The following is a 16,000-nucleotide window of genomic DNA, read 5'->3' as shown; positions in this document are numbered from 1 at the left end:
GCAGCGAGCTCGTGCTGCTCGCGGTGCCGGACGACCAGCTGCCCGGCCTCGTCGAGGGCCTTGCCGCCGTCGGCGCCTGGCAGCCCGGCCAGCTCGTCGTGCACACGGCACCGGGGCTCGGCGTCGGGGTGCTGCGCCCCGCGCTCGCCTCGGGGGCGATTCCGCTCGCGATCCACCCGGCGATGGCCTTCACCGGCACGCGCCTCGACCTGGCGCGGATGGCCGAGACGTACTTCGCCGTGACGGCGCCGGCGCCCGTGCAGCCGATCGGGCAGGCTCTCGTCGTCGAGATGGGCGGCGAGCCGGTGCTCGTCGCAGAAGAAGACCGCGCGGCATACGGCGAGGCGATCGCGACGGCCGCGAGCTTCAGCAGGCGCATCGTCGAGCAGGCGACCGGGATGCTGGCCGAGCTCGGCTTCGAGCAGCCCGGTGCATACCTCAGTTCGCTGGTGCGCTCGACGGTCGACGAAGCGCTGCGGAAGGCGGGGATGGCGCCGCCGCTGGACCTCTCCGAGATCGAAGGGAACGAATGACCACCACCGAGACGCCGACCGTGCTCGAGACGATCGCGGCGACTCGCGAGCTGGTGCGCTCCGCCCGCGCGGCCGGGAAGCGCATCGCGCTCGTGCCGACCATGGGCGCCCTGCACGACGGGCACCTGGCGCTCGTCGCGCGCGGCCGCGAGCTCGCCGACGTCGTGATCGTCTCGATCTTCGTCAACCCGCTGCAGTTCGGGCCGAGCGAGGACTTCGAGCGCTACCCCCGCACCCTCGATGCGGACCTCGCGGCGCTCGCCGGCAGCGCCGATGCGGTGTTCGCGCCGACGGTCGCCGAGATGTACCCGGGCGGCGCCTCGCAGACGACCGTGCACGCCGGCCCCGTCGCCGAGCGCTACGAGGGCGCTTCGCGCCCCGGGCACTTCGACGGCATGCTGACCGTGGTCAGCAAGCTGCTGAACATCGCGCAGCCCGACGTCGCGCTGTTCGGGCAGAAGGACGCCCAGCAGGCGTTCCTCGTGAAGCAGATGGTCGCCGACCTGAACCTGCCGGTGCGCATCGAGGCGGTGCCGATCGTGCGCGAGCTCGACGGTCTCGCCCTCTCGAGCCGGAACCGCTACCTGTCGGAGAGCGAGCGAGTGCTGGCGCTCACGCTCTCCGCTGCGCTGCGTGCCGCCCGCGAGGCATCCGATCGCGGCGAGAGCGTCGCGGCAGCCCGCGCGGCCGGCCTCGCACGTTTCGACCAGCAGCCGGACGTTAGGCTTGACTACCTGGTCATCGTCGATCCGGCGACGTTCTTGCCGCTGGAGGACGACGCGACGGGCGACGGTCTCATTCTGGTCGCCGCTCGCGTGGGCGCCACGCGCCTGATCGACAACGCACCCCTCCACTTCTGACAGGAACCGCCATGGCCGACCGCGACCAGCCGATCGACGAGACCCCCGAGCCGACGCCCGAGGAGATCAACGAGCAGAAGGCCGTGCGCCTGGCCAAGCGCGAGCGGCTGCAGGCCGAGAGCCCCGACCTTGGCGGCGGCGCGTACCCGGTGAGCCTGCCCGTCACGACGACCATTCCCGAGGTGCGCGCGCAGTGGGGCTCGCTCGCCGCCGACGAGACCTCCGGTCAGGTCGTCGGCCTCGCGGGCCGCGTCGTGAATCAGCGCAACACCGGCAAGCTGTGCTTCGCGGTGCTGCAGTCGGGCGACGGCTCGCGTCTGCAGGCGATGGTGTCGCTCGCGTCGGTCGGCGAAGAGAGCCTGCAGCGCTGGAAGGAGCTCGTCGACCTCGGCGACCACGTGTTCGTGCACGGCGAGGTCATCTCGTCGCGCCGCGGCGAGCTGTCGATCATGGTCGACGAGTGGCAGATCGCGGCGAAGGCGATCCTGCCGCTGCCGAACATGTACAAGGAGCTGTCTGAGGAGACGCGCGTGCGCTCGCGCTACCTCGACCTGATCCAGCGCGAGCAGGCGCGCCGCACCGTCGTGACGCGTGCGAAGGCGACTGCGTCGGTGCGCGCCACGTTCGCTAAGAACGGATTCCTGGAAGTCAGCACCCCGAAGCTGCAGACCATGCACGGCGGGGCATCCGCTCGCCCCTTCGTCACGCACTCGAACGCGTTCGACACCGATCTCTACCTCTCGATCGCGCCCGAGCTCTACCTCAAGCGCGCGGTCGTGGGCGGCATCGATCGCGTCTACGAGATCGCGCGCAACTTCCGCAATGAGGGCGCGGACTCCACGCACTCGCCCGAGTTCGAGATGATCGAGGCCTACCAGGCATACGGCGACTACAACTCGATCGCCGACCTCACCCAGCAGCTCATTCAGGACGCCGCGCTGGCCACCAACGGCTCGCACGTGGTGACCTGGGCCGACGGCACCGAGTTCGACCTCGGCGGCGAGTGGGACCGCATCTCGATGTACGACTCGCTGAACGAGGCGGCGGGCACGGCGTTCACCCCCGAGACGCCTCTGGCCGAGCTCGAGGCTCTTGCCGCGCGCGAAGGGCTCTCGATCGCTCACCCGATCCACGGCAAGTACATCGAAGAGCTGTGGGAGCACTTCGTGAAGGGCGGCCTCACCCGCCCGACGTTCGTGATGGACTTCCCCCTCGACACCTCGCCACTGACCCGCCAGCACCGCTCGATTCCCGGCGTCGTCGAGAAGTGGGACCTGTACGTGCGCGGTTTCGAGCTCGCGACCGGCTATTCCGAGCTCGTCGACCCCGTGATCCAGCGCGAGCGCTTCGTCGCGCAGGCGGCGCTGGCCGCGGCGGGCGACGACGAGGCGATGCGGGTCGACGAGGACTTCCTGCGTGCGCTCGAGTTCGGGATGCCGCCGTCGGGCGGCATGGGCATGGGGGTCGACCGCCTGCTGATGGCGCTGACCGGTCTCGGCATCCGAGAGACGATCCTGTTCCCGCTGGTGAAGTAGGGCGGCCGCCCGCGGCAACTAGTTCCCGTTCCGGACGTGCGCGCCCGGTGCCGCGGGCGCGGCTGTCCGGAACGGGAACTACTCGCGCTCGGCGAGGTGCGCTCCGAGGGGGCGAACGGCTAGCCGCGCTGCCCGAGGTGCGCGCGCACCGCAGCCTCGTACTCCTCATCAGAGAGCTCGTCGACCTGCTTCGCGTCGCGGCGGTCGACCCGCGACCAGCGCGTGAACAGCGCGATGATCACCGGCAGGTCGGCCACCTCGGCGAGGAACCACAGGAAGTCGCCCGAGAGATGCTGGTCGTGCAGCGGGTTCGGGAACCAGTGCGGCAGCGCGGCGCCTGCGACCGTGTGCGTCGCGGCCGCGACCCCGTCGAGCACGTTGCCGTTGAGGCGCAGCAGGATGCCGGGGATCGAGTCGAGCAGCAGCTCGACGATCGCCAGCAGGAACTCGTAGATGATGAAGGTGCTCGAGCGGTGCTCGGTGTCCTCGGTGATCGGCAGCGTGATGAGCAGCCCGATGAACGGCACGAGTAGGGTGATCGCGGCCGCCCACCCCGGGTCGAGACGCAGCGGCCCGGCGAGCGGCGTCAGGAAGAACAGGAAGCCGACGAGCGGCACGAGCGGCGCGAAGATCGCGTTGCCCATGAGCCGAACGGGCCATGAGCGCAGCGCCGCCTCGAGGGCGGCGCGGGCACCGGGCCGAAAGGTGCGCCGCATCAGCGTGATCGGCATGCCGAGCGCGACCATCATCGGCACGAGGAAGATCAGCAGGGCGATGCGCGTCGTGAACGCCCAGCGCAGGTCGTGCGACCAGGTGCCGAGGAACCCGAACTGGATCCACGCGTACGATCCGAGCCCGAGCAGGTAGAAGCACCAGGCGCGCCACGCGGGCCAGCGCTCGCGGCGGTGCGCGAGCACGACGAGCCCCCACGTGTACAGCGCCGCGCCGATCGCGATCGCGAGAGCGGCGACGGGGTCGAACGAGAACGTGGTCAGGAAGACGGGAATCGGCGGCGTGGTGGTGTTCCTCTCTAGCCGAGTACCAGCATGGACCCATGAACTATCCGCTCGCTGGGCGCACGGCGCTTGTCACCGGGGTCTCGCGGCCCAAAGGCATCGGCTATGCCGTCGCGCTGCGGCTCGCGCAGGCGGGGGCGAGTGTCATGGTGCATCACTACGCCCCGCACGACGCGGAGCAGCCGTGGGGCGGTGCGGATGTCGAGGCGGTGCGGGCAGGCATCCGATCGGCGCTCATCGACGGTGCGCACGTGGCGGACTTCCATGCAGATCTCGCGGATGCCTCAGCGGCGGCACCGCTCATCGAGCAGACCGCCGCCGTGACCGGCCGGCTCGACATCCTCGTCTGCAATCACGCGCGGTCGGGCGACGACGGCTCCCTGCTCAAGGCGACGGCGGAGCAGCTCGACGCGCACTGGGCGGTGAACGCGCGCGCGTCGTTCCTGCTCACGAAGCGCTTCGCCGAGCTGTTCGCGTGGGACGGCACGGAGGAGAACACGGCTCGCGTGATCTGGTTCACGAGCGGCCAGCTGTTCGGGCCGATGCGTGCCGAGATGGCGTATGCCGCCTCGAAGGCGGCGCTCGCCGGCGCGACGCAGACGGCGGCGGCAGAGCTGCTCGGGCGCGGCGTGCTGCTCAACACGGTGAACCCGGGGCCGACCAACACGGGGTACCTCGACCCCGAGACCACCGACCGCCCCGAGGTGCTCGGCGAGCTGCGGGCGGCGATGCCGCTGAAGCGCTTCGGGGCACCCGACGACGTCGCTCGGCTGATCGCGTGGCTCGTCGGGCCGGAGGGCCGCTGGGTGGTCGGCGAGGTGATGTCGAGCGACGGGGGATTCCGGCTGGGGCTTTAGAGCTGGGTCGCGCGCGCCTCGGGAACTTCGCCGCCCTCGAGCAGCCTGAGATCCTCGTCGGCGAGCTGCGTGCCGGCCTGCGAGGTCTGCGCGGTCGGGCCTAGTCGGAGGGCCCGGCGAGGCCCATCGTGCGGGGCGCGAGCTCGGATTGCAGCACCAGCGTCGCGGCGCCGACAGCCGCGGCATCCTGCATCTGCGGCGACAGGCGCACCCGGATGCCGTGCCGCGAGCGCGCGAAGAACTCCGCGTTGACCTGAGAGTCGATCACGCGCAGGTAGATCGATCCGGCGATCGCGAACGCGGGCCCCGCGAGCGTGATCGAGTCGAGGTCGAACAGGTTCGCGAGCGACGTCACGGCGGTGGCGAGATGACGCGCGGATGCCTCGAGCAGGCCGGTCGCGAACTCGTCGCCCCTCGTCGAGGCCTTCGCGAGGGCGGTGAACTGGGCGAAGTCGTCGCCGGAGAGCGCGAGGCGGGCGACCTCATCGGGGTGCTCCCGCGCCGCGCGCACGACCGCGGTCGGATCGGCGACGTCTTCGGCGATGAGGCGGCGGCCCGACGCATCCGCGCCGACTGTGATGTGCCCGAGCTCGGCGGTGTTCGAGCTCGCGCCCCGGAACACGGTGCCGTCGATGAGTACGCCGGCGCCGAGGCCGAGCCCCATGTAGACGGTCGCGTGCGCCCGTGCGCCCTCGGTCGCTCCCCCCCAGAAGTCGCCGAGCGCCGCGGCGGTCGCGTCGTTGTCGAACACGACGGGCAGCCCGGTGGCCTCGGCGATGAGGTCGCGCAGTGGCACGTTCTGCCACGCCTCCATGTGCGCGGGTCCGAAGACCATTCCGCGTGCGACGTCGACGGGCCCAGGTGCGACGACGCCGATGCCGACGACGAGCTGCTCGTCGATGCCGAGCCCGAGCAGGATGAGGTGGATCTGCTCGACGAGCGCCGTGATCATCGCGCCCGGCTCGCTGGCGCCGACGCCGGGGGCGCGCAGGCGGCCGACCACCGCCCCGCGCAGGTTCACGACGACGTAGGTGATGGATTCCCCGCCGAGCTGCACCCCGACGGCGTAGCGCGCCGACGTGTCGACCTCGAGCAACACGACCGGCCGACCGCCATTGGGGCGACCGAGACCCGCTTCGTGGATGAGGCCCTCATCGAGCAGCTGGCGCACGACGGTCGACATCGTCGCTGCGGTCAGCCCGGTCTCGGCGGCGAGGTCGGTGCGGCTGATCGGGCCGAGCGTGCGGATCAGGTCGAGGACGAGCCCCTTGCTGGTTCCCGTCGACAGGGAGACGCGGCCGCGAGCCATGCGGTCTCCTCTCCAGCAATTCGGTGCGTTACCTCATTGTGACGCGCACTCCGATCCTAGTAACTTGACGCGCTTTATAAAGTCATCTAAAAAAGTGGAAACGCACCGCGACGGCGAGGTCGACGCTGATCCTCGCGGCGAGTGCTGGAAGCACCACCTGCCTCCATCTCCACTGAAGGGTCAACGATGACAACCACCAGGAAGCGGCTCCTTCTCGGCGCCGCCGCGCTCGCGGCATCCGCCGCTCTTGCGCTCTCGGGCTGCTCCGGCTCGAGCAGCAGCACGTCCACGTCCGGCGCCGGCAGCACCGTCACGGTGTTCTCGGGCCAGGTCGGCAACTTCACCGAGAACTTCAACCCGCTGAGCCCCACGGGCTCCGGCCTGCAGCCCACCAACGGCGTCATCTACGAGCCGCTCTTCTACTACAACAAGGCGAAGGCGGGGAATCCGGTGCCGCTGCTCGGCACGTCGTTCACGTGGAACGACGACGGCACCGAGCTCACCGTGAAGGTGCGCCAGGGCGTCAAGTGGTCCGACGGGAAGCCCGAGACGGCCGATGACGTCGTCTACACGCTGAACCTCGTATCGAACAATCCGGCCCTCAACACCTCCGGCCAGAAGTGGGTCGCCAAGAAGACCGACGACAGCACCGTCGTCATCGACTTCCCCAAGACGGCCTTCACGCTCGAGCCGCAGATCCTCGGCAACGAGCCGATCGTCCCCGAGCGCATCTGGAAGAACATCTCGGACCCGACCAAGACGACCAACACGAACCCCGTGGGCACCGGACCGTACATGCTCAAGAGCTTCACGCCGCAGAGCTTCCTGCTCGTGAAGAACCCGAACTACTGGGGCACGGGCGACAGCGCGCCCAAGGTGAGCCAGGTGCGCTACATCTCCCTGTCGAACGCGGATGCCGCGACCTCGGCCCTGCAGCAGGGCCAGGTCGACTACATGGGCTCGTTCCTGCCGACGCTGAAGAGCATCATGAGCCAGCACAAGAACCTGTCGTACTCGAACAGCCCGCAGGCGACGACCGCGCTCTTCACGTGCTCGAACCCCGACCTCGGCTGCACCGGTCCCCAGACCGACCCGGCCGTGCGCCAGGCGCTGTACTACGCGATGGACCGGACCCAGCTGAGCAACCAGGCCGCGGCCGGTTTCAGCGCGCCGGCGTCGCCCTCGCTGATCCTCAACACGGTCAACAAGGACCAGATCACGAGCCCCGACTACCTGAAGACGCCGCAGTCGGCTGACGTCGCAAAGGCGAAGAGCCTGCTCGAGGCCGCCGGCTGGACCCTCGGCTCGAAGGGCTACTACGAGAAGGACGGCAAGGAGCTCGACCTCAGCGTCAACGTGGTGTCCGGCTGGACCGACTACGACACGATCTGCACGCTGCTGCAGGGCCAGTTCAAGAAGGCCGGCATCAAGCTCGCCGTGAACCAGGTGGCGCAGAACGCCTGGACTCAGGCCGAGGTCTCCGGCAAGTACCAGCTGTCGGTCAACTCGATCAACATGGGGCCGTCGTCGAACCCGTACTTCCAGTACAACCAGTACCTGAGCACCGCGGCGACGGCGAAGGTCGGCGGCTCCGCGACCACCAACGTCTCGCGCTACTCGAACCCCGCGGTCGACGCCGCGATCTCGTCGCTCGCGAGCACCAACGACGAGGCCAAGGAGCAGGCGGCGTACAAGACGATCCAGGACGCGATCGTCAAGGACATGCCGTACGTGCCCGTCTACGTCAACTCGGCGCTCGCCGAGTACAACAACTCGCACGCCACGGGTTGGCCGAGCCAGGACAACCAGTACGCCTTCCCGCTTCCGTGGGGCGGCAACTGGGGCGTCGGCATCGTCCTGAAGACGATCCGGCCGGTCGGCAAGTAACCCGAGATCGGGAACGCGGGGTGGGGCGGTCGTCGCAGGCCGCCCCACCCGGCACCGAAAGGCAGAGAAGCATGCGGTTCTACCTGCAAAAAGTGGGGTTCTACGTCGTCGCGATCTGGGCGGCCATCACGATCAACTTCGTCATTCCTCGACTGATGCCGGGGAATCCGGTCGACGTCATCATCTCCAAGATGGGCGCGGCTGGCCAGACCGTGACGCCGCAGACGCGCCACGCGATCGAGGTCGCACTCGGCGGCGGCAGCGGCCCGTGGTGGCAGCAGTACGGCGCCTATCTCGCCAATCTCGCCCACGGCGACCTCGGGGTCTCTCTGGTCGCCTACCCCGAGAAGGTGAGCACCGTCATCGGCCAGGCGCTCCCGTGGACGATCGCGCTCGTCGGCCTCGCGACCGTCATCTCCTTCATCATCGGTATCGGGCTCGGCACCTTCGCCGGGTGGAAGCGCGGCTCGTGGCTCGACAACCTGATCCCGGTGACGACGATGTTCCAGGCCGTGCCGTACTTCTGGCTCGCGCTCATCCTGCTCCTGCTGCTCAGCCGAGTGGTGCAGTGGTTCCCGTTCGCGGGCGGCTACGACGTCAACTCGGGCCTGATGCCCGGGTTCAGCCTCCAGTTCGTCGGCAGCGCGCTCTACTACGGCTTCCTGCCGGCCCTCACGATCGTGCTCTCGTCGATCGGCGGGTGGATGCTCGGCATGCGCAACATGATGGTCTCCACGCTGTCTGAGGACTACATCGTCACGGCCGAGGCGAAGGGCCTCAAGCCGAGCCGTGTGCGCATGACCTACGCGGCGCGGAACGCGGTGCTGCCCTCACTCTCGGGCTTCGCGATCTCGCTCGGCTTCGTCGTCGCCGGCTCGATCGTCACCGAGCAGGTGTTCAGCTACCCGGGCATCGGGCAGCTGCTGTTCAGCGCCGTCTCCAACAACGACTATGCCCTGATGCAGGGCGTGTTCCTCGTCATCTCACTGTCGGTGCTCGCCGCGAACCTCGTGGTCGACGTGCTGTACGGCCTCATCGACCCGCGCACCCGCGCCCGCTGACCGGAAGGACCGTCACTCATGGCATCCACTGTCGCCCTCGACGACCTCGAGCCCGCGGTCGCCCCCTCGGCCAAGCGGAGCAGCCTCGCCGCGCTGCTGCCGACCATGTCTCCCAAGCTGATCGTGGGCCTCGTGATCGGAGCCGTCATCGTGCTCTGGGCGATCGTCGGCCCACTCGTGGTCGGCGATCCTGACGCGATCAGCACCCTGGCGTTCGCTCACCCCGGAACGCGCGGCCACCTGCTCGGCACCACCCAGACCGGTCAGGACGTGTGGTCTCAGATCGCCTGGGGCACCCGCGGCTCTCTCATCATCGGCTTCTCCGTCGGCGTCATGGCCACCGTGCTCTCGGCGCTGTTCGGTGTCCTCGGCGCGTACATCGGCGGTGCCGTCGACGAGGGCTTCGCGCTGTTCACGAACGTCGTGCTGGTCATCCCCGGCCTCCCGCTCGTGATCGTCATCGGCAACTACGTGCCGCAGAACAGCCGCGGCCTCTTCCTCGTCGCCGTCGTGCTCGCGATCACGAGCTGGGCGGGCTCGGCCCGCGTGCTGCGCGCCGTGACGCTCTCGCTGCGCAACCGGGACTACGTCTCGGCGTCGCGCGTGTCGGGCGAGCGGACCTGGCGCATCCTCGTCGTCGAGATCCTGCCGAACCTGATCCCCGTGATGGCGAGCCAGTTCGTGTTCGCGATCATCTTCGCGATCCTCGGCGAGGCGGGCCTGTCGTTCCTCGGCCTCGGCGCAAGCGGCACCTTCACGCTCGGCACGATCCTGTTCCAGGCGAATCAGGCGCTCGCCCTGACGCAGGGCGCCTGGTGGTGGTTCATCCCGCCGGGGCTCGTGATCGCCCTGTTCGGCTGCGCACTGTCGCTGATCAACTTCTCGATCGACGAGATCATCAACCCCAAGCTGCGCAACTCGACGCGTTCGCAGCGCAAGAAGTGGGGACTCAGCCCCGCGCAGATCAAGCAGCTGGAAGCGGAGAACCTGAAATGAGCACGGCTACGCCGGAGGCGGAGGCCACGACTCCGCGGCACCTCGCCGACCCCGTCATCACGATCGACGACTTCAGCGTCGACTATGCGGGCCAGGTCACGACTCACGCGGTCAAGAACGTCAGCCTGACGCTCGGCCGGGGCGAGATCCTGGGCCTCGCCGGGGAATCCGGCTGCGGCAAGTCCACGCTGGCCTACGGCATCACGCGACTGCTCAAGCCCCCTGCCCTCATCACAAGCGGCAGCGCGACCTTCCACTCGCGAGAGGGCTGGTCCGCCGACCTGTCGACGCTGTCGGGCGATGAGCTTCGGCAGTTCCGCTGGGACAAGATCTCGATGGTCTTCCAAGGGGCGATGAACTCGCTGAACCCGGTGATCTCGATCCAGGCGCAGCTCGAGGACGTGTTCACCACGCACCGCCCGGAGCTGTCCCGGGCCGAGCGGGTGCAGAAGTGCGGGGACCTGCTCGAGCGCGTGGGCGTCGACCGCTCGCGCCTCAAGTCGTTCCCGCACGAGCTCTCGGGCGGCATGCGGCAGCGCGTGATGATCGCCATGGCGATGGCGCTCGACCCGCAGGTGATGATCATGGACGAGCCGACGACCGCACTGGACGTCGTCGTGCAGCGCGAGATCCTCGACGAGATCACCCGGCTGCGCGCCGAGCTGGGCTTCGCGGTCATCTTCATCACCCACGACCTGCCGCTGCTGCTCGAGATCAGCGACCGCATCGCCGTCATGAAGGCGGGCGAGATCGTCGAGCTGAACGACGCATACGAGCTCTACACCAACCCCCGAAACGACTACACCAAACGGCTGCTCGCGTCGTTCCCCTCACTCACCGGTGAGCGCGGCGACTTCATCCGCACGGGTGTCGCCGACGACCGGCTCGAAGAGACGAAGCAAGCCGACGCCGACGAGGACGCGGCGAACGAAGGAGCCCCCGCATGAGCACGCTCGAGTTCCGGAATGTCACCAAGGAGTATCGGATTCGCGGTGAGCGCGGCCGCTCAAGCAAGCTTCTCGCCGTGAACGACGTGAGCTTCACGATCGAGTCGGGCAAGACCGTCGCGCTCGTGGGGCAGTCGGGCTCGGGGAAGTCGACGATCGCGAAGCTGCTGCTGCAGCTCGAGGCGCCGACCTCGGGCGAGATCCTGCTGGACGGGCATCCGATCAAGCGGCACGGCGCGGGCCTGCGGGACTACCGCAACCACGTGCAGATGGTCTTCCAGGACCCGTTCGCGTCGCTCAACCCGTATCACTCGATCGCGCACCACCTCGCGCGGCCGCTCAAGATCCACGGCCGGGCGAAGACCAAGGCGGAGATCGACGCGCAGGTGCGCCGGCTGCTCGAGCGGGTGCGGCTCACCCCGGCCGACGAGGTCGCGGCGAAGCACCCGCACGAGCTTTCCGGCGGCCAGCGACAGCGTGTCGCCATCGCGCGCGCCCTCGCGCCCCAGCCGACCATGCTGATCGCCGACGAGCCGGTCTCAATGCTCGACGTGTCGATCCGCCTCGGGGTGCTGAACCTCTTGGCGCAACTGCAGCGCGAGGACAATCTGGGCGTGCTCTACATCACTCACGACCTGGCGACCGCCCGGCACTTCAGCGACGAGATCCTCGTGATGTACAAGGGCGAGATCGTCGAGCGCGGGCCGTCGGACGACGTGATCCTCGCCCCTCAGCACGAATACACGAAGAGGCTCGCAGCCGCGGCCCCCAACCCCGAGCTGCGCCTCAAGCAGATCTCGGGCGCGGGCGCCTGAGCCCGAGCCGGCACCACGACGAAAGCCGACCATGACGTACACACCCGCAACCTTCACGCCGATCGCCGCAGACTGGGTCGCAGCGCCACTCGACGGGCCGCTACCCGCCGGATTCCCGGCCGGCTCGCTGCCCGCCGCGGTGCCAGGCGTGATCCACACCGACCTGCTGCGCGCCGGTCTCATCGCCGACCCGTTCGACGGCGACAACGAGGCGGCGCAGCAGTGGATCGGCGACACCTCGTGGCGCTACTCGACGAGCTTCGAGTGGCACGACGACGGGTCGACGCGGCACGACCTGGTGGCCTACGGGCTCGACACGGTCGCGACCGTGCGCCTCAACGGCGAGGTCGTCGCGCGCACGGAGAACCAGCACCGCTCCTACCGCTGGCCGGTCGCCGAGCTGCTGCGCGAGGGCGCGAACGAACTCGTGATCGACTTCGCCGCGCCCGTGCCCGAGGCGAGCGCCCGTGCCGAGAGGTTCGGCGCGCTGCCGCGGGTGAACCATCACGAGTTCAACCAGCTGCGCAAGACCGCCTCGCACTTCGGCTGGGACTGGGGCATCGACGTCGCCGGCGTCGGCATCTGGCAGCCGATCGGCATCGACTCGTGGTCGGGCGTGCGCATCGACGCGGTGCGCCCGCTCGTCGCGGTCGACGACTCGGGCGCGGGTGTGCTGACGGCGCATGTCGCGCTCGAGTGGGACGGGCGCGGCTCGCGCGACGATTCCGGGCTCGCCGTCACGGTGAAGGTCGCAGGCGCGGGGCAAGGTGCGACGGCGGTCGAGCACGTGACGAGGGATGCCGCGGGCGCGGTCGTCGAGGCGCGGGTGCCCGACGTGCAGCGGTGGTGGCCGATCGGCCACGGGGAGCAGCCCCTCTACGACGTGACGGTCTCGGTGGGCGAGGCGCAGTGGGTGGGCCGCGTCGGGTTCCGGAATGTCCGCGTGAACACCGCGCCCGACGACGCTGGCCGCCCGTTCGAGGTCTACGTCAACGACGAGCTCGTGCTGGTGCGTGGCGTGAACTGGATTCCCGACCATGCCTTCCTCACCGAGGTCGACGCCGACCGCTATGCGCGCCGACTCGCGGATGCGGTCGACGCCAACATCAACCTGATCCGCATCTGGGGCGGCGGCATCTACGAGTCCGATGCGTTCTACGACCGGGCCGACGAGCTCGGCCTTCTCGTCTGGCAGGACTTCCTGTTCGCGTGCGCCGCCTATGCGGAAGAGGAGCACCTCGCCGCCGAGGTCGAGGCCGAGGCGCGCGAGCAGATCACCCGGCTCTCCGGGCATCCCTCGCTCATCATCTGGAACGGCAACAACGAGAACATCTGGGGCTACGTCGACTGGGGGTGGGCGGCGGCGCTCGGCGAGCGCACGTGGGGCGAGGGCTACTACCGCGAGCTGTTCCCGCGGCTGCTCGCCGAGCTCGACCCGACGCGGTTCTACTCGCCGGCGTCGCCCTACAGCTTCGGCGAGTACCTGCACCCCAACGACGAGCACCACGGCACCATGCACATCTGGGACGTCTGGAACCGCCGCGACTACTCGGTGTATCGCGACTACACGCCCCGCTTCGCGTCGGAGTTCGGCTTCCAGGGGCCGCCTGCGTGGTCGACCCTGGCGCGGGTCGTGCACGACGAGCCGCTCGACCCGTTCGGCCACGAGATGCTGGTGCACCAGAAGGCCGAGCGGGGCAACGAGAAGCTCGACCGCGGAGCGCGGGGGCACCTGCCCGAGCCGGCATCCATCGACGACTGGCACTGGACCACGCAGCTCAACCAGGCTCACGCGATCGCGTTCGGCGTCGCGCACTTCCGGTCGCTCACCCCGCACAACACGGGCACGGTCCTGTGGCAGCTGAATGACAACTGGCCGGTGGTGTCCTGGGCGGCCGTCGACTTCGACGAGCACCGCAAGCCGCTCTGGTATGCGCTGCGCGATGTGTATGCCCCGCGCTTCGCCACGATCCAGCCGCGCTCGTCGGCGCAGGCTCTGGCCGATGCCTTCGAGGGTTACGCGCCGGCGAAGGACGTGCTCGCGCTGGTGCTCGTGAACGACACAGGCGACAGCTGGTCCGGCGAGTTCCTCGTCGCGCGTCAGGACTTCGCCGGCGCCGAGCTCGCGGCCGAGCGGGTCACGATCAGCGTTCCGGCGCGGGGGACGGCGAGCTACGAGCTGTCCGCCGGCGTCGCGGCGGTCGGCGACCCGGCTGCGGAGATCATCGTCGCGCGCACCGCAGACGAGGCATCCGGCTTCGCGCCCGCGATCTGGAATGCCGCGGAGGTGGTCGGCCAAGCGCTCGCCGCCGACGCTGAAGCTCTGGACGTGCGGGCAGAGCGCACCGAGGGCGGGTACGCGGTGACCGTGGCCGCGCGCTCGTACGTGCGCGATGTGTTCCTGCAGGTCGACCGCGTCGACGCGGCGGCCCGCGTCGACCGCGGTCTGGTCACCTTGCTCGCGGGCGAGTCGGCGCGCTTCGAGATCGCCTCGAGCGCGAACGTCGACCCCGCAGCGTTCACGACGCCGCTCGTGCTGCGCACCGCGAACGGGTTGCTTGCGCGCGGGGAGAACTAGCCGCACGATCGACATGATGACGAACAGCTCTACCGCGCGGGCGGTCGGTATCGTGCTGCGCCGGTCGCCGCGGCAGCTGGCGGCCGAGCCGTTCTACGGCGAGCTGATCGGCGGGCTCGAAGAGGTCCTCGCGACCCGCGGGCTGCAGGTGCTGATGCAGGTCGTCGACGGTATGCCGCGCGAGCTCGAGAGCTACCGGCGGTGGGCGGCCAACGGTGCGGTGGGGGCGGTCGTACTCGTCGACTTGGTGCCCGCAGACCCGCGGCCCGCGCTCATCGTGTCGCTCGGCCTGCCGGGCATCATCCTCGGCGAACCGGAGCCGGGCAGCGGGCTCGTCGCCGTGCGCAATGACGGCTATGCGCCGATGGTCGACGCGGTCAGCCGGCTCGCGTCACTCGGGCACAGCCGCATCGCCCGTGTCACAGGCCCGACGGCGTTCATGCACACGCAGGACCGCACGCGCGGCTATCTCGACGCGGCGGCGTCGCTGGGCGTCGCCGCGTCCCTCGAAGTGGGCGACTACTCGGGCGAGAGCGGGGCGGATGCCACACGGCGACTGCTCGCAGCACCCGCGCCGCCGACCGCGATCATCTACGACAACGATGTGATGGCGATCGCAGGCCTTGAGGCCGCGCAGGGGCTCGGCGTTGTTGTGCCGAACGCGCTGTCGATCCTGGCGTGGGACGACTCGCAGTTCTGCCGACTGACGACCCCGCCGATCTCGGCGATGAGCCACGATGTCCACACGCGGGGCATGCTCGCCGGCCGGATGCTGCTCGAGGTGCTCGACGGGGAGTCACCGACCGACGTGATCGCCGAGGCGCCGGTGTTCGTGGCCCGCGGCTCGACGGCGCCGGCGGCCCTCGTACCGCCGGTCACGGCTGCGTGATCACGCTCCAGCCCCCATCGGCGACGTCGACCTGCAGCTTCGCCGGGATCTGCTCTTTCATCGCCTCGACATGGCTGATCAGCCCGATCGTGCGGCCGCCGGCGCGCAGCGAGTCGAGCGTTCCCATCGCGATCTCGAGGGTCTCGGAGTCGAGCGAGCCGAAGCCCTCGTCGATGAACAGCGTGTCCAGGGTGATGCCGCCGGCCCGGCCCGTGACGACCTCGGCGAGCCCGAGCGCGAGCGCGAGGCTCGCGAGGAACGTCTCGCCGCCTGACAGCGACTGCGTCGGGCGCGCCACCCCCGTGTGCTGATCGAGGATCGCCAGCCCCAGCCCGGACTGCGCCCCGCGCGCCGCTCGCTCGTCGGAGTGCTCGAGCAGATACCGCCCGCCCGACATCTGCGCGAGCCGCGCGTTCGCGGCCTGCACGATCTCTTCGAGCTCAGCCGCGAGCACGAAGCTCTCGAGGCGCATGGCCTTGGTGTTCGGGGCCTGCCCGTGCACGGTGTTCGCGAGCCGCTGGACGACCTCGAAGCGCTCGGTCAGCGCCGCGGACTTCTCGTGCGCCGCCCGCGCATCGGCCAAGAGCCCGCTCGCGGTCGCGAGATGGGCGGCGAGCGTCGTGTGCGTTCTGAGTGCCCCGTCGCGGGCGAGGGATGCCTGCCCCAACGCCTCCCTCGCAGCGTCCAGCTCGACCGCCTCGCGCGGCGCGTTGCGGA

14 protein-coding genes are annotated in these 16,000 nt (G+C 69.6%); 11 read left to right on the top strand and 3 right to left on the bottom strand.

Annotated elements, in window-relative coordinates; translation table 11 throughout:
• The 3 genes from ACM2XV_RS05830 to lysS all read left to right on the top strand — a co-directional run.
• The coding region (locus ACM2XV_RS05830; protein WP_487026246.1) for a DUF2520 domain-containing protein at positions 1–533 on the top strand (533 nt) is incomplete at its 5' end.
• Positions 530–1,393, top strand: coding sequence for a pantoate--beta-alanine ligase (gene panC / locus ACM2XV_RS05825; protein ID WP_344776744.1), 864 nt, complete (start codon positions 530–532; stop codon positions 1,391–1,393). The genes ACM2XV_RS05830 and panC, both read left to right, overlap by 4 nt.
• 11 nt (positions 1,394–1,404) lie before the next feature.
• Positions 1,405–2,928 carry a lysine--tRNA ligase gene (gene lysS / locus ACM2XV_RS05820; protein WP_344776742.1) on the top strand — a complete coding sequence of 508 codons (1,524 nt, stop codon included), beginning with the start codon at positions 1,405–1,407 and terminating at the stop codon, positions 2,926–2,928.
• Between the two features lie 119 nt (positions 2,929–3,047).
• Here the strand turns inward: lysS and ACM2XV_RS05815 are convergent, their stop codons facing one another.
• Positions 3,048–3,866, bottom strand: a complete 819-nt coding sequence (locus tag ACM2XV_RS05815; protein WP_344777255.1) for a cytochrome c oxidase assembly protein — start codon at positions 3,864–3,866, stop codon at positions 3,048–3,050.
• A 116-nt stretch (positions 3,867–3,982) separates the two neighbouring features.
• Between ACM2XV_RS05815 and ACM2XV_RS05810 the strand changes: the two genes are divergently transcribed.
• Positions 3,983–4,801 (top strand): SDR family oxidoreductase, encoded by an 819-nt coding sequence (locus ACM2XV_RS05810; RefSeq protein WP_487026245.1) that lies wholly within the window; start codon positions 3,983–3,985, stop codon positions 4,799–4,801.
• A gap of 100 nt (positions 4,802–4,901) precedes the next feature.
• Here ACM2XV_RS05810 and ACM2XV_RS05805 read toward each other — a convergent pair whose 3' ends face one another.
• Positions 4,902–6,110, bottom strand: coding sequence for an ROK family transcriptional regulator (locus ACM2XV_RS05805; RefSeq protein ID WP_344776738.1), 1,209 nt, complete (start codon positions 6,108–6,110; stop codon positions 4,902–4,904).
• Positions 6,111–6,296: 186 nt separating this feature from the next.
• Here ACM2XV_RS05805 and ACM2XV_RS05800 point away from each other — a divergent pair, with 186 nt between their 5' ends.
• The 7 genes from ACM2XV_RS05800 (at position 6,297) to ACM2XV_RS05770 (ending at position 15,283) form a co-directional block, all read left to right on the top strand.
• Complete coding sequence (locus ACM2XV_RS05800; RefSeq protein ID WP_487026244.1) at positions 6,297–7,997, top strand: ABC transporter substrate-binding protein; 1,701 nt, start codon at positions 6,297–6,299, stop codon at positions 7,995–7,997.
• A 71-nt stretch (positions 7,998–8,068) separates the two neighbouring features.
• Positions 8,069–9,058 (top strand): ABC transporter permease, encoded by a 990-nt coding sequence (locus ACM2XV_RS05795; RefSeq protein WP_344776734.1) that lies wholly within the window; start codon positions 8,069–8,071, stop codon positions 9,056–9,058.
• A gap of 18 nt (positions 9,059–9,076) precedes the next feature.
• A complete protein-coding gene (locus tag ACM2XV_RS05790; protein WP_344776732.1) occupies positions 9,077–10,054 on the top strand; it encodes an ABC transporter permease in 978 nt (325 codons plus the stop codon).
• The gene (locus ACM2XV_RS05785; protein WP_344776730.1) at positions 10,051–11,001 is read left to right on the top strand and encodes an ABC transporter ATP-binding protein; all 951 of its coding nucleotides are present in this window, start codon (positions 10,051–10,053) and stop codon (positions 10,999–11,001) included. Before ACM2XV_RS05790 ends, ACM2XV_RS05785 begins: the two co-directional genes overlap by 4 nt.
• Entirely contained in the window at positions 10,998–11,816 is an 819-nt protein-coding gene (locus ACM2XV_RS05780) for an ABC transporter ATP-binding protein (protein ID WP_344776728.1), read from the top strand. The genes ACM2XV_RS05785 and ACM2XV_RS05780 overlap by 4 nt, the downstream gene beginning before the upstream one ends.
• Positions 11,817–11,847: 31 nt before the next feature.
• Positions 11,848–14,394 (top strand): glycoside hydrolase family 2 protein, encoded by a 2,547-nt coding sequence (locus tag ACM2XV_RS05775; protein WP_487026243.1) that lies wholly within the window; start codon positions 11,848–11,850, stop codon positions 14,392–14,394.
• Positions 14,395–14,410: 16 nt separating this feature from the next.
• Positions 14,411–15,283, top strand: a complete 873-nt coding sequence (locus ACM2XV_RS05770) for a LacI family DNA-binding transcriptional regulator (RefSeq protein WP_344776724.1) — start codon at positions 14,411–14,413, stop codon at positions 15,281–15,283.
• Here ACM2XV_RS05770 and ACM2XV_RS05765 read toward each other — a convergent pair.
• Positions 15,270–16,000: SbcC/MukB-like Walker B domain-containing protein (locus tag ACM2XV_RS05765; protein ID WP_487026242.1), on the bottom strand; the 731-nt coding region annotated here is incomplete at its 5' end. The two genes, ACM2XV_RS05770 and ACM2XV_RS05765, sit on opposite strands and share 14 nt — an antisense overlap.

The organism is Gryllotalpicola sp. CP2-P1, from assembly GCF_057512245.1.
Note: the sequence above shows the minus strand (reverse complement) of the source record. Positions and strands in the feature narration are given on the sequence as shown.